Origin of the sequence: Desulfocicer vacuolatum DSM 3385 (assembly GCF_900176365.1) — a bacterium.
Lineage (GTDB): Bacteria > Desulfobacterota > Desulfobacteria > Desulfobacterales > Desulfobacteraceae > Desulfocicer > Desulfocicer vacuolatum.
This window is the reverse complement of record NZ_FWXY01000029.1, coordinates 33,392-47,297: the sequence shown is the minus strand read 5'-3', so window position 1 is coordinate 47,297 and position 13,906 is coordinate 33,392. Positions and strand designations below refer to the sequence as shown.

The 13,906-nt window shown below is 43.4% G+C and carries 14 protein-coding genes; 4 read left to right on the top strand and 10 right to left on the bottom strand.

Annotation, left to right across the window (positions count from 1 at the left end; translation table 11 throughout):
* Positions 1 to 192: 192 nt before the first annotated feature.
* Complete coding sequence (locus B9A32_RS18680) at positions 193 to 609, bottom strand: type II toxin-antitoxin system HicB family antitoxin (protein WP_084071481.1); 417 nt, start codon at positions 607 to 609, stop codon at positions 193 to 195.
* A 9-nt stretch (positions 610 to 618) separates the two neighbouring features.
* Complete coding sequence (locus tag B9A32_RS18675; protein WP_084071480.1) at positions 619 to 807, bottom strand: type II toxin-antitoxin system HicA family toxin; 189 nt, start codon at positions 805 to 807, stop codon at positions 619 to 621.
* A gap of 344 nt (positions 808 to 1,151) precedes the next feature.
* Between B9A32_RS18675 and B9A32_RS18665 the strand changes: the two genes are divergently transcribed.
* The 4 genes from B9A32_RS18665 to B9A32_RS18650 all read left to right on the top strand — a co-directional run bounded on the left by B9A32_RS18665 (position 1,152) and on the right by B9A32_RS18650 (position 3,059).
* Positions 1,152 to 1,895 (top strand): glycosyl hydrolase 108 family protein, encoded by a 744-nt coding sequence (locus tag B9A32_RS18665; protein ID WP_084071478.1) that lies wholly within the window; start codon positions 1,152 to 1,154, stop codon positions 1,893 to 1,895.
* Between the two features lie 117 nt (positions 1,896 to 2,012).
* On the top strand, positions 2,013 to 2,240 hold the full coding sequence (locus tag B9A32_RS21965; protein WP_139795890.1) for a hypothetical protein: 228 nt from the start codon (positions 2,013 to 2,015) through the stop codon (positions 2,238 to 2,240).
* A 241-nt stretch (positions 2,241 to 2,481) separates the two neighbouring features.
* Positions 2,482 to 2,736, top strand: a complete 255-nt coding sequence (locus B9A32_RS18655) for an AbrB/MazE/SpoVT family DNA-binding domain-containing protein (protein WP_084071476.1) — start codon at positions 2,482 to 2,484, stop codon at positions 2,734 to 2,736.
* A complete protein-coding gene (locus tag B9A32_RS18650) occupies positions 2,730 to 3,059 on the top strand; it encodes a type II toxin-antitoxin system PemK/MazF family toxin (RefSeq protein ID WP_170923903.1) in 330 nt (109 codons plus the stop codon). Before B9A32_RS18655 ends, B9A32_RS18650 begins: the two co-directional genes overlap by 7 nt.
* 185 nt (positions 3,060 to 3,244) lie before the next feature.
* Here B9A32_RS18650 and B9A32_RS18645 read toward each other — a convergent pair whose 3' ends face one another.
* The 8 genes from B9A32_RS18645 to B9A32_RS18610 form a co-directional block, all read right to left on the bottom strand.
* The gene (locus B9A32_RS18645) at positions 3,245 to 4,012 is read right to left on the bottom strand and encodes a 3-hydroxyacyl-CoA dehydrogenase (RefSeq protein WP_084071474.1); all 768 of its coding nucleotides are present in this window, start codon (positions 4,010 to 4,012) and stop codon (positions 3,245 to 3,247) included.
* A gap of 344 nt (positions 4,013 to 4,356) precedes the next feature.
* Entirely contained in the window at positions 4,357 to 5,544 is a 1,188-nt protein-coding gene (locus B9A32_RS18640) for a CaiB/BaiF CoA transferase family protein (RefSeq protein ID WP_084071473.1), read from the bottom strand.
* A 163-nt stretch (positions 5,545 to 5,707) separates the two neighbouring features.
* On the bottom strand, positions 5,708 to 6,847 hold the full coding sequence (locus B9A32_RS18635; RefSeq protein WP_084071472.1) for an acyl-CoA dehydrogenase family protein: 1,140 nt from the start codon (positions 6,845 to 6,847) through the stop codon (positions 5,708 to 5,710).
* Between the two features lie 68 nt (positions 6,848 to 6,915).
* Positions 6,916 to 7,326 (bottom strand): Zn-ribbon domain-containing OB-fold protein, encoded by a 411-nt coding sequence (locus tag B9A32_RS18630; RefSeq protein WP_084071471.1) that lies wholly within the window; start codon positions 7,324 to 7,326, stop codon positions 6,916 to 6,918.
* A complete protein-coding gene (locus tag B9A32_RS18625) occupies positions 7,326 to 8,507 on the bottom strand; it encodes a thiolase domain-containing protein (RefSeq protein WP_084071470.1) in 1,182 nt (393 codons plus the stop codon). The genes B9A32_RS18630 and B9A32_RS18625 overlap by 1 nt, the downstream gene beginning before the upstream one ends.
* A gap of 39 nt (positions 8,508 to 8,546) precedes the next feature.
* Positions 8,547 to 8,828, bottom strand: coding sequence for an AMP-binding enzyme (locus B9A32_RS18620; RefSeq protein WP_269749045.1), 282 nt, complete (start codon positions 8,826 to 8,828; stop codon positions 8,547 to 8,549).
* Between the two features lie 229 nt (positions 8,829 to 9,057).
* Positions 9,058 to 11,178 (bottom strand): sigma-54-dependent Fis family transcriptional regulator, encoded by a 2,121-nt coding sequence (locus tag B9A32_RS18615; protein WP_084071469.1) that lies wholly within the window; start codon positions 11,176 to 11,178, stop codon positions 9,058 to 9,060.
* A 199-nt stretch (positions 11,179 to 11,377) separates the two neighbouring features.
* Positions 11,378 to 13,729: a peptidase U32 family protein gene (locus B9A32_RS18610; RefSeq protein WP_084071468.1), complete on the bottom strand. Its 2,352-nt coding sequence runs from the start codon at positions 13,727 to 13,729 to the stop codon at positions 11,378 to 11,380.
* Between the last annotated feature and the right edge of the window lie 177 nt (positions 13,730 to 13,906).

Sequence of the window (13,906 nt, the reverse complement as noted above, 5' to 3'; positions counted from 1 at the left end):
CTCCTGAAAAAAGGGTTGTGAGGTGGTTCTGTATGAACACTCCACATAGTATACATGACTTCAGCTTTTTCTGCCGCGTAGCGGCTTGGTTCAACAAATCGCTCAAGCCGACCGCCAGAACGTGAGCGGTTCTTTGCAAACATTTTTCGGCGGCGGCTTAGTTTTGCGTTATCCGATCCCTGCGATTAGGTTTTAAATGGAGGCTTGAGAGTGGTTCGATTGAATTGCATTTTGTGCCACATGAACAAGAAATGATGATCTGGACATTCCTCGTTTTTTTGCTGCAGCATCAATTTGTTGAAGAGTCATTTCAGGCACAGTAATATTAACTCTAACTGTTCGTGGCTTTACATCGGGAACGGTTACAACAAGAAAGGCAACAGCATCGGCGTAGTCGTTATTTGCCATTATATTTTCAAGTTTCGAGGGCGCTGGTAATTTGTCTCCGTCTTCAATCATGCCCTGTATATGGAGGGCTAATACCTCCTGGGCAAGATCTTTGGATTCGTCAATGTTTTGTCCTGCGGTTACGCAACCTGGAAAATCGGGAAAAGAAACACCGAAATCCGTATTGGTTTCTTTATGGACAATAGCAATATAATTAGCCATGGTATCACCTCAATTAAATATGATTCCCGACTGGCGTTCGATACTTTTTAAAGTGCCCTTCGGTAGGTCTTTTTTCGGGTGTGGAACTGTTACACGCCCTTTAATTTCTGGATGGCGGAACTGTGTATGAGACCCAACCTTGGCAACCTCGTACCAGCCATTTTGTTTAAGAATTTTTATGATTTTTCGGCTATCCATAATGTGTATAAATACACACTTTCTGAAATTTAGTCAATAACAATGAAATTTCGGAACCTTTAGAATTGTGTCGACCTGTAAGGTCGATCTCAATCCTTTGTTCAAGAAGCCCGGTACCGAAGCCAAATCCAATTTTTTGCCATAAGGGTTTTGCTTTGGATAGTTCAGGAAGGAGATTCCACCGAAGTGGGGCAACCTCCGGTGGGAAGGGGGATGGTAAGTTCTCAATAAGTCCGGGCATTCAGAGAATTCTTTTGAATGGCACCCGGCGTTTAAAGGCTCAACAATTTAACCAATAACTAAACCTACCAAAGAGGTTATTGTGCGACAAAAGGGGGCAAAAAATGAAGAAAAACTTCAAAAAGTCACTCGCCCATGTTTTGGTCCACGAAGGCGGATGGGCGGATCATCCCAAGGACCCAGGCGGTGCAACCATGAAAGGGGTCACCCTGGCCACCTATCAACGTTACTTTGGCAAAGATAAGAATAAGGACGATCTGCGAAACATCACAGACGAGGAGCTGGAACACATTTACCATTCCGGTTACTGGAGCAAGTGTTGTTGTGATGAGGTTCCCCCAGGTGTTGATTACGCTCTCTTTGACTCTGCCGTGAATTCCGGACCGGGGCGAGGTGCTAAATGGTTGCAGGCAGCAGTCGGTGCCAAGCAGGATGGTGGTATCGGTCCTAAAACCCTTGCCAGGGTCAAAGAACACGATCCCCTCCAGGTCATCGACCTCATGTGCGACCGCCGCCTGAGCTTTCTGCGTAATCTTTCCACCTGGTCCACATTTGGAAAGGGGTGGGAACGCCGTGTTCATGGTGTTCGCGCCACAGCCATCGCCATGGCCGGAGGAAGCAGTCAGGTCATTGGGGCCATTGCGCCATCGGTTGATTACACAATTGTCAAAAAAGGTTCCCGTGGGTCTTGGGTACGCAAACTTCAAGAGGCTCTGAAAATCCAGGTGGATGGAAAGTTCGGCAGTGACACCGAGGCCGTGTTGAAAGCCTGGCAACAGGCAAACGGGCTGGAACCTGACGGAATAGCCGGCCGCAACACCTACCGGGCGCTGGGCCTGCTGGCCTGACCCATGGGTTTCAGGAAAGTTCATTGGGTCAACGCTGCCAGCACGCAAGCTTCTGATGAAATTATTTTTGCAACCAGTCTGGAAGATTTTCAGGTATACCCCGATGTACAGGATAGCTTGTCTAAAATACGCACAGACCTGGATGCATTCACCGAAGTGGAAGCATATTTCCTGATGCTGGATGCGTATCGCATGAGCCGGGATGACTTGCAGAAATTGAAGAACAAAACCGCCTGCAACGCGTCAGACAGACACAAGACAAACAGAAATCTGTCGTTTCATGGAAGTTCATGGCAATCGCCCCCTGGATGGAGAAGCCGACAAAGGCCTATCTTGACCAGTTAGAAGTCGCCCAGTCTACCTTTGCAAGCCCTTAAAGTGAATGCCCTTATTATGGATGCCGTTCTCCTGGTCATCGGTATGGTTCTCTATTTTTTAAAATGAATTGGTGTGGCTCATTTTTGATGACTATAAATGGCTCAATTTTTCGTGACCATTGACAAGAATAAAACCACAATTTTGATTTGACAAGAAAACCCTTGCGTGATTATATTGTAATTACAATGATCAAAACAAGGGGATTATTATGACAACATTAATTAGAATTGGAAACTCGCAAGGAGTACGAATTCCGAAAGCGATCATCGAACAAGCGCAACTTGACGAAAAAGAACTGGAATTTAAGGTGCTTGATGAAGGCCTGTTAATAAAGCCCGTCAGAAAACATAGACAGGGTTGGCAAAAACAATTTGAAAAATTTCTTAAAACCGAAAAAGAAGAGGAACTGGATCAAGAGTGGCTGGATGCTTATCTGGTTGAAGATGAGGATTGGGAATGGTGAATCAGTCAATCAGCAGATTCGACATATGGTTGGTTCAATTGAATCCGACAAAAGGTCACGAAATAAAGAAAAAAAGACCCTGTATTGTAATTTCACCGAATGAAATGTCTTCATTAAAAACAGCTATTGTTGCTCCAATGACTTCAAGAGGCTTCAATTTCCCCACAAGAATTCAGTGTACGTTCCAAGGTAAAAAAGGATTGATATTGTTGGATCAGATAAGAGCTGTAGATAAATCAAGATTAGTAAAAAAGTTGGGAGTTATTTCAAAGACGGCCCAAATTAAAGTTTGTGATTGTTTACAAGAGCTTTTTGCATACTGATGAAGCTAATCGGGTAGCCGGGGGTTTTAATCCCCCAGCCCCCACCCCGAATTTTTGACCACTGTTCTTTGACAGATATTATAGTTGAATGCTCCTTGCTCAGACAGCCATTCCGCTTATTGGAATAAATGGGGTTGTGACGAGATTCCCCCAGGCGTTGGGTAATCTATTGTCCCCCCTTGCAATTACTTAATGGCCAGTCGAATACATGAATCCAACCGGATGGTTTCACCGTTTAGAATGGGATTTTCAATAATATGTTTCACCATAAGGGCAAATTCCGATGGCCTGGCCAGGCGCTTGGGAAAAGGAATGTTGGCAATGATTGACTTTTTTGCCTCTTGGGGAAGTCCTGCCAGCATGGGTGTTTCAAATAATCCCGGTGCAATGGTCATAACCCGGATTCCATAAGAAGCAAACTCCCGGGCAATGGGAAGCGTCATTCCCACAATGCCGCCTTTGGAAGCACTGTAAGCTGCCTGTCCGATCTGTCCTTCAAAGGCGGCAATGGATGCGGTATTAATAATCACCCCTTTTTCACCGTCTTCATTGGGGGCATTGTCCATCATTTTTTCCGCTGTAAGACGAAGCACATTCATTGTGCCCACAAGATTTACCTGGAGAACTTTATTAAACAGCTCCAGGGGCATGGGGCCTTTTCTGGAAAGTACTTTGCCAGGGGTGCCGATGCCGGCGCAGTTAATGGCGAAATGGATGTTTCCAAAAGCTTGAATGGTCTTTTCAATGGCCATTTTAACACTGTTTTCATCGGAAACATCGGTCTTGCAGAAAATAACCGAATCCCCCGATTCCCCGATTGCTTTTTGCCCCATTGTTTCATCAAAATCAAAAATGGCAACCTTTGCCCCTTTGGCTGATAAGTCACGAACACACGCTTCTCCAAGACCGGAAGCTCCTCCGGTGACAACTGCTGTACATCCTTTAATATCCATTTATATATTTCCTTTTACCCATGAATTATGGGTAATGTTTTTATATGAAATACTCCGCAAATCAGGGATGTATTTCAATCTTCGTTGTGGCCAGACCGAGTTCAGAACAAGGTCTGCCCATGGCAGTTATATACAATGCAGCCTCCAAGGCAAGCTAAGGCAGAGCGCCCCCCCGACGGGCAATAGGAACCGGACAATTGAGCTGTCTACAGTTCCGGTCCGGGCCCATTGCCCGTCGGGGGGGCGGCGGTATAATACCATTTTCAATATTCGTTGTGGGCAGGTCAAATCCCAATATGATCTGACCATGGCCAGTTATAACGATCTTCTCTTTAACTCATTTTTTAGTTAAAAATTCCTGAATCCTTAAAGTTTTCAATGGCCTCTTTTGTATAGCCCAATTCCAGAAGGACGTTTTTGTTGTCCGTACCTGCGGGCTGCCCGGCTTTGGCATAGTGTATGGGGGTTCCGGAAAACAGCATGGGGGTTCCTAACTGACGAACGGTTCCCCCCTCCGGCAGTGCCACATCAACCACCACCCCTCTTTTTAAGATATCTGGAGAATTCAAGGTTTCGCTAAGTGTCAACACCGGTTCCACACAGGCATCCACCTGTTTAAACACATCTTCCCATTCTTTCCTGGTTTTTGTTTTTATCTTTTTTTTAATTCGTAATTTCACCTGTTCAATATCATCGGGTATCACCCCGCCTTTAATAAATTCGGGATATCCGATGGCGTTGCAAAAGGCTTTAAAAAACTGCGGTTCAAGTCCTCCAAAACTTAAGTATTCATTATCCTTTGTTTCGTAAAAATCATACAGACTGCCACCGTTTAAAACGTCTTCTTCCCTTACAGGATGAAGGCCGTCATCCACCAGGGCCGCAGCTGCTGCCATACCGTTGAACGGCACAACCCCATCCCTCATGGATATATCAATGTATTGCCCCTTGCCTGTATAATTTCGATGGAGCACTGCGGCAAGTATGGCGATGATTGTATTGTTTGAACCTGCTGCCATGTCGGCAATTTGCATGCCGGTGAGCACAGGCCCATGGCTCTTTGTCCCGGAGTAGGACATCAGCCCCGAGCGGGCAAGATAATTAATGTCATGCCCGGCTTTTTGGGCATAGGGGCCATCCTGGCCGTAACCGGTGAGGGAACAATAAATAAGCCCGGGATTGATTGTTTTAAGATCTTCATATCCCAGCCCCAATCGTTGCATCACACCCGGTCTGAACTGTTCCAAAAGAATATCGTACTCGGCAATGAGCTTCTTTATAATCGTCACAGCCTTTTTTTTCTTAAGATTAAGAGTAATGGATCGTTTTCCCCGTCCCAGCCAGGCGGCATTTGCCGAAATATCGGTGCCGTTAAGAAATGGGGGCATCATTGTCGCGATATCCGGCCGTGATCCAGATACGATTCTCAAGGTATCTGCCCCAAGGTCGGTGAGGACCAGACTTGCGTATGGTCCCGGTAAAAGTGTGGAAAAATCGAGAATTTTCAAATGTGTCAAGGGTCCTGATTTCATTGGAATTCTCTTCTTATTAACGTAAATATTCGGTCAGAGCCCATCTACCTGTTTGGGTTAGCTCACCTGACATTAGCATGCTACGCAGCCCCAAACAGGCGAATCTGGGGCATTGTCCAAATATTTACTTATTAATGAATGATCTGATTTTTGATATGGATAGTTAACTTTTCCCTGCAAGATGTCTGCTTAAGATAAGTCTCTGTACCTCGGAGGTGCCTTCAACGATTTGAAGCAGTTTAACGCTTTTGTAAATTCGCGACACCGGTGATTCTTCCATATAACCATACCCCCCATGGATCTGAACAGCATCACTTGCTACTTTTTCCGCCATCTCAGTTGCATAAAGTTTGGCACAGGTGGCCTCAAAAGTATGTTTTTCTCCATGATCCTTGAGCCAGGCCGCTTTAAGATATTCATTCCGGGCAAGCTCTATGGCCAATGCCATATTTGCCAATTTAAACTGGATGCTCTGGAATTCAAAAATCGGTTTTCCAAATTGTTTTCTGCCCATGGCATAACGCAGGGATTCATCAAGACATGCCTGGGCGGCCCCCACGGCCACGGCGGCAATGCTTATTCTGCCGGTCTCCAATACTGCCAGATGCTGTGAAAAACCGTGTTTGGGATCGCCCAGAAGATTTTCTTTGGGGATGGTGCACTCTTTTAGAATGACCTCATGGGTTGCCGAGCCCCGCCATGCCATTTTCTCATATTTTGTTCCCAGCTTAAAACCCGGGGTGTCCTTTGGAACAATAAATGTGGCGATGTCACCGTCTTCCATCTTGGCTGCCACCAGGAGAACCGATGCGTTTTTCAGGCCGATGTTTGTAATGAACTGCTTTGTTCCGTTAAGCACCCAGTTATCCCCTTTGCGCACAGCCTCGGTAATCAAAGCACCGGCATCGGAACCGGCATCAGGCTCGGTTAAACCAAAGGCACCGATTGCATGACCTTGGGCAATGGGTACCAGGTATTTTTGCTTTTGTTCTTCTGTACCGAATTCAAGCAACTCCTGGCCCACAACGCTTGTGGTGACATCAAGCAAAGCGCCCAGGGTAATATCTGTCCTGGAGATCTCTTCAATACAAAGATGCATACTGACCCAGTCACTGCCCATGCCACCGTATTCTTCGGGAAATGGAATTCCCATTAATCCAAGGTCTGCCATTTTTGTCATGATATCATAGGGATATTTGCCGTTTCTTTCCAGCTCCTCCGCCCGGGGTGCAATCTCTTTTTTGGCAAAATGCTGCACCTCTTTTTGAATCATCTTATGTTCTTTGGTAAGATTGAAATACATCTTTTTTCTCCATGTGAAATAGCCAAAATTATTATGTGCCACAGGGTCAATTTTCGTTCATTCAGCAATTAATCCCCAAGATAAAAAGCCGGTCGGGCCGCCTCACCATTGGAATATTTGTCCCCGGGAAATACGCGATTTCCCATTTTAACGGATTTACCAATAATATCCGCTCCTACCTCGTCAGGGTTTATGGCGCACAGTTCACCCATGATCCAGGGCCCTTCCTCCAATTCTACGAGCACAATCACATAGGGGACTTCATTTTCCCTGTTTTCTGCTGCCACATAAATAATTGTATATGTTTGAATGGTCCCGGTGCCGCCAAGTTCGGTTATTTCAAGATCAAAGGAAGCACATTCCCGGCAGGCCATCTGGGGGGGACAGGTTATTTTACGGCATTGTCTGCACGTCAGTCCCAGAAGGGTATTGTTTTTCAATGCATTGTTATATTTTTCAAACGGTAAGGGATATTCCATTATTTTTCTTCCTTTTTTAAAATAAGATTGCAGATGATGCCGTCTCCGCCCAGTGTATCAACCAGCCCCACTTTTGCCCCTTCCACCTGCCTTTTCTGGCTTGTAAGCTCCCCCCGGAGCTGCTTTACGATTTCCACTGTCTGGGATGCCCCTGTGGCCCCGATGGGATGTCCCTTGGACTTGAGTCCCCCTGAAATATTAATGGGAATTTTTCCTCCAATGCGGGTTTCTTCGTTTTCCCACAATTGACCGCCTTTTCCAAATTCGGCAAATCCCAGACTTTCGGCGGCAATGATGCTTGCAATGCTGAAACAGTCGTGGAGTTCACATACATCAATGTCTTGGGGTCCCACCCCGGCCATGTCATAGGCCTGTTTTACGGAAATATCCCGGGCTTTTAATCTTGGAATATCCTTATACTGGCTGCTTAACATACCCGAAGATGCCTGCCCCACCCCGGCAATATAAATGGGGGTATCGCAAAGTTCTTTGGCCTTTTCCTCCGATGCAATGACAAGGGCTGCCGCACCATCGGAAAATGGACAACAATCAAGCAGGGTCAGGGGAGATGCCACCATAAAGGCCTTTTCCACCTTATCCACGGTGATCTCTTTTTTGAATTGAGCATGGGGATTATTCACCCCATAACTGTGGGACTGCACAGAAACCAGCGACATCTGACGTCGAAGCCTTTCAAAGGGGACATTGTATTTTGATGCATATAGATTTGCCAGAAGTCCGAAAAAACCGGGAAAAGTAAGCCCTGCAGGAAATTCATACCGGGCATCGGTTCCCATGGCAAAGGTCCGGGTGGCAAGGGCCGTTCCCATGGCTGTGGCTTTTTCTGTTCCCCCCACAAGGACAATATCGTAAAAACCGGATGCCACCCACATATACGCATCACGGATGGCCACGGTGGCAGAAGAGCAGGCAGCCTCAAACCGGGTGGCTGGAATGTTACGACATCCCAGGGAATCTGCGATATATGATTGAATCATAATCTGTCCCTCGGAAAAATCACTGAGCCCGTTACCGCAATATAGCGCCTGAATATCCTTTGACTGCACATTTGCTTCGGCCATGGCTTCTGTTGCGGCATCACAAAAAAGCTCCAGCCCTGTTTTGGGGGAATTAAATCCGAAATCGGTGTGTCCTGTGCCTATAATGGCTACTTTTCTCATGTTTTTTTCTCCATATTAACACCATAAAAACACTGCTGTTTATTGCTGGCTATAAAAATTTCCATATTCCTTTCGAATGTCTTTTTTGGAAAATTTTCCCACACTGGTTTTAGGAATAGAGTCAACAAAAAGAATTCGGTCCGGAAGCTGCCATTTGGCAAATTTAGGCATTATAAAATCCAACATATCGTTTTCTGAGACGTTCTCTGTCCCATTGTTAAGGACCACCAGGGCCAGGGGACGTTCTTCCCATTTGGGATGAGGAATCCCCGCCACAGAGGCTTCCACAACATTTGGATGGGCCATGATGGCATTTTCCAAATCTTAGGCCCAATAGTAGCAAGGCCAGCATTGACAATCTTAAGTCTGGACTTTGATCTTGAAATAATTGCAATGCCTGTGCCACATGTTAACAAGCTTTAAAATCAATAAATTAAATGATTTTAAGAAAAAAATGTGTCCTCTTTCGTGAAAAAAATGTAATCTATACAGGACGAACGTCATCTATAGAGGACATGTAGAGGACAATAAAAAAAAATTGGGGGGAGATTTAAAGACCGACCCTGGACATTTTAGTGTAAAGCCATGACCTGCTGATACCCAGTAGTTTTGCGGCCTTGGCCTTGTTCCCACCCGCTTCCATCAAAGCGGCTTGAATAGTAAGTTTATCATGATCTTCACGGCTCTTTTGTAAGCGTTGTCCGGCGGCAGGGAGGCTGCCGGCCATGCTGGGAGAGACCTGTTTCTCTTCCATATTCTTTTCTTTTAAATTGGGCGGCAGATCCTCTATTTCTATGATATTGCCTTTGACAAAATTGGCAACACGCTCCACCACATTTTCAAGCTCACGGACATTCCCCGGCCAAGTATGATGTTGCAGAAGATTCATGGCATCGTCTGAAATATCCTGGATGGCAGACCCAAGGATATGGTTATATTTTTCAATGAAAAAGTGAACCAGCAGGATGATGTCCTGGGGCCGTTGCCGCAGCGGGGGAATATGGAAATGAATCACATTAAGGCGATAATAAAGATCTCCCCGGAAACGTTTTTCCTGAACCATCTGGTAGAGATCCTGATTTGTGGCGGCAATCACACGAAAGTTTGCCTGAATTGTTTTGTTGGAGCCGATGGGCTCAAAGGATTTATCCTGGAGAACACGCAACAGCTTGCTTTGCAAATTGGCACTCATGTCTCCAATCTCATCCAAAAACAGGGTACCGCCATCGGCCAGGGCCAGTTTTCCTTGCTTTCCTTGTTTCTGGGCACCGGTAAAAGCGCCTGGAGCATAACCAAAAAATTCAGACTCCAGCAGTTCAGCAGGGATGGCTGCACAATTTACCTTTACCAGGCGTTTATCCCTGCCGGTGCCGGCTTCATGTATGGACTGGGCCATCAACTCTTTACCGGTTCCGCTTTCACCTGTTATGAGAATGCTTGAAGAGCTTTGGGCTGCAATTGCAGCTCTTTCTTTGATTTTTTTAAAGGTGTCATGGGAGGTAATAATTTGATCAAAGGTGATCTTCTTGTCGTTGTCATTGCCAAGGTGATTTTTATAATAAGCAATTTTTTGGTCAAGACGAATTAATTTCTGGGCCAGGTTCCTGACATCTTTGAAATTACTGAATAAAATTTTACCCACCGCCCCCAGAACCTTGCCGTCACGCACAATGGGCATTCTTGATACCACATAGGGATTCCCGTTGATGAACTGCAATTGATTAAGTTCGGCCACCCCTGTTTTAACCACGTCGCACAGACGTGAATTTTCAATAATATCGTCCACCGGTCTGGCCACAATATTTTCCCGGGATTTGTTAAAAAAATCCGCAGCAGCCTGATTGGCCATTGTGATCATGCCTTCTTTGTCAATGACAATAATACCGTCATAGGCAATTTCCATGACAGACTGGAGGGTGTTGTAAAGTTTAGTGACGCCTTCGAGCTCCGAAGCAATGCACTCAAGATCCGTCAAATCCTGAAAAATAATGATGGCTCCATTGGGCTTTTCCATGGTGATCATGGGTGTGATATTGCACAACAGGGTATGCTCCCCATAGGTTGATTTTATTCCTATGGAGACAACCCCTTTTAATAGCACTTCGTCAAGTTCCAGGCCTTTAAAAAAAAGGGACACCGGTTTTCCACAGGCCTGGGATGTTGTTATGCCAAACAATTTTTCAGCGGTTTGGTTGATTCTGGTAATTTGTCCTGCAGCATCCATGGCAACAAGACCGTTGTGCATGCTGTTTAAAATAATCTGCATCTGATGATTCAGCAAGGTTTCATTTTCAAACATGGCCATTATCCAGCTGGCTTTGGTAAAAATTCCCACCACTTTGTTTTGATCATTAAGAACAATGGCCGTCCCCACCTTGCTGTTTTTTACAATTTCAGTCACCTCATTATAAGGCATGTTCTCTTGCAGCGTAACAACATCTTTTTTAATGGAAATGTTTTCCACAGGTGTTTCCGGTGATTCGCCGGCAGCCACGGCATCATAAAGATTGGCTTTTGTCATCAATCCAAGCAATTGTCCATCCACTCCGATGACGGGCAATACGTCCAGTTTTGATTTGCGCATGAGCAAGGCTGCACGTTGAAGTGTATCAGCCATTTTTAAAGTTTCAAATTTCTGGGTCATGATACTTGAAACCGTTAATGTATGCATGAAAAACTCCTCGTTTGACAAGACAAATCAATATCCCCGGAGTCTCTTACTTGATCATCGACAGTAAATATTCAGCTTGTGTAAATGTTTGGACAATGCCTCATATTCACCTGTTTGGGACTGCGTAGCATACTATTGTTAGATGAGCAGGCTAAAACTGGTGAAGATGGGGCGCTGAGCGAATATTTACCATCGAGAGTTAGATTCCCTTTATGTATTGAACATTTGTTGAGGGATGAATCATTTGCTTGAGTTTATTTGCTGAATCTGGTTTTCCAGATAGAAACTCATTAAAAAGAGTTATTATCCTGATTTTATCCGCTCCTATTATAGTGTCTGTTTCTATATTTCTCAAATCAATAAAAAAACTGGAAAAAAAGTTGGAAAAATCATGGACAATATCTGTATTTAAATAATTTATATTATTATAAATACAATGATAATTTCCTTTTGTTTTTTTAATCAAAAGAGGGACATCTTTTAAATTTGTAATTGAGGCGGATTTATTGCAACTTTGAATGCATTGTTCATCCATTTTATTTTTTTCACACCCGATAACCTGATGAAGCAGGCATTGAGCACTGGTTAGAAGTAAAATCGGATGATAGATACTATAATACAATTTGAAATTACCGGGAGGAATAATTTTTTTAATCTGACGTTTACTGATTTCATTTGAAATAAAAGCGCCGGAACAATTGAATTTCTCTTTTAAACACAGCAGTCCAAAGGAGTTAACCATATTGAGAAAAGGCCCTGCTATCCAGGGAATTTTATTTTTATAAGCTTCATAGGCGATGCCGGCATTATCGGTGACGATACATCCGGGTTGAACCTGTTGAAGAAACTTGACTGCATGGTCATAATTGGCTCCCATTAAAACAGAGGGGAACCAGGGGACTACCCTTTTATTCTTTAAAAAAAGATTTGTTAAGTCAACACATTCATTTTCAAATCCACTGGGAAGCTGAAAAAAAATATCGGCATCGCTGTTATCGCAAAGGTATAAATCTTTTCGGGAAGAAATTAAGACGCCAAGGGAAGGCCGGGGAATTAATACAGGTTGTCGTTTTAAAAAGGGAAGTTCAACAGGGGCAATGGCTTTTTTTGAACCGTTTAAGGTGAATGAAATTCTTTTTTTTATTAAATTAAGCGATTTAAAAGAGATAAAAAGTCCTTTTTCAAGATTTTTCAAATCCATTTTCTTAATATAATATTCTGAATTATTTAAGGTGCTCAATCTTTTTAATAGAACATTGTAATTCAGATTTGTTTTGTTTTTATGGTTATTATTCCTGCCATCTGCTGCTTTTTTTCCATCTTGCACCATTGGGTCTGGGCCACCGGTTGGTTTTCGATTTTGTTGATCCGGATTTTCTGATGGACCTGTTTTTGTCAGATTTGTTTCTGAAATCACAACAAATGAAGTGTATGGTGTTTTTACACATATTGTTAAAGGCGCACCACATGACCCTGAAAGAGTTAATTTTAAAGGAATTTTCTCGACACGTAATTTTTTTATTTTATTTCTGACATTGGTTGAAATGATTGCCTTATCTTCATAATATTGATTTTTTTTTGCCAGTAATTTTTTATTTGCAGAATCCTCCGTAATTCCGGAAAATTGCTTGATGGAATTGTCCCGGGGATTATCAATAAACATATTCTTATCAATATCGCCTGTTAGATATGCATCTGAAAAGCCCCTGTTAAACACCTTATAGAGATCTGTATCGTCATTATTCACTCTATTTTGGTCATAAAAGCCTTGGAGTTGTTTTCTCCAGCAATTCACCACGGTGTATACATAATCGGATTTTTTTATCCTGCCTTCGATTTTTATTGAAGCCACCCCTGCATCTGATATCTTCTGCAAATCAAAATAAGCAGAATTGTCTTTAAGATTAAGGGGGAAATTTTTACCTTCAGAAGTGGTTAAATACCTATCTCTACAGGGTTGACTGCATCGCCCACGATTTCCTGACCTTCCTCCATGAACAGAACTTAAATAACAAATACCCGAAAAAGAGATACAATATGAGCCGTGGACAAAGACTTCTGTTAAAATATTATGTTGTTGTCCAACCAGGGTTAATGATTTTATCTGATCAATATTGAGCTCTCTTGAGAGGTTCACCCGGCTGGCCGTCAATTTGCTTAAAAATTTTATCTGTCCCTTATTGTGGGTGTTCAGCTGGGTGGAGGCATGTATTTCAAGATTCTTAAAATACCTGGATAATAGATAAAACAATCCTAAATCCTGAATAATCACACCGTCTATTTTTGTATTAACAAGTTTGTTCAATAACTTTATAAGTGCTGGAAATTCACTTCCCACTATAATAATATTAAGGGTTAAAAACACTTTACAATTATTTCCATGGGCAAGGTTTAAAATTCCATTCAAATCCTCAAAATTTATATTTGCGGCCCGAGTCCTTGCGTTAAAATTAATCAGACCACAGTAAACCGCATCTGCCCCTGCTGCAATTGCAGCTTTTATGGAATCAAGATCTCCACCCGGGGCCAGTAATTCAATTTCTCTTTTCATAAAATTATTGCAACTCAACTTTTGGACGTAACCAAATCAGGGAATTTTTTATAACTGCCACGGGCAGACCGTATCATCCCATTTTTAATATTTGTTGCCCGTTTTAAACAAAAAAAGGGATTGGTTTTAATTTCAGCCAACCGCATTGACCGAAATTATAGCCAAGCCCTAAATAAA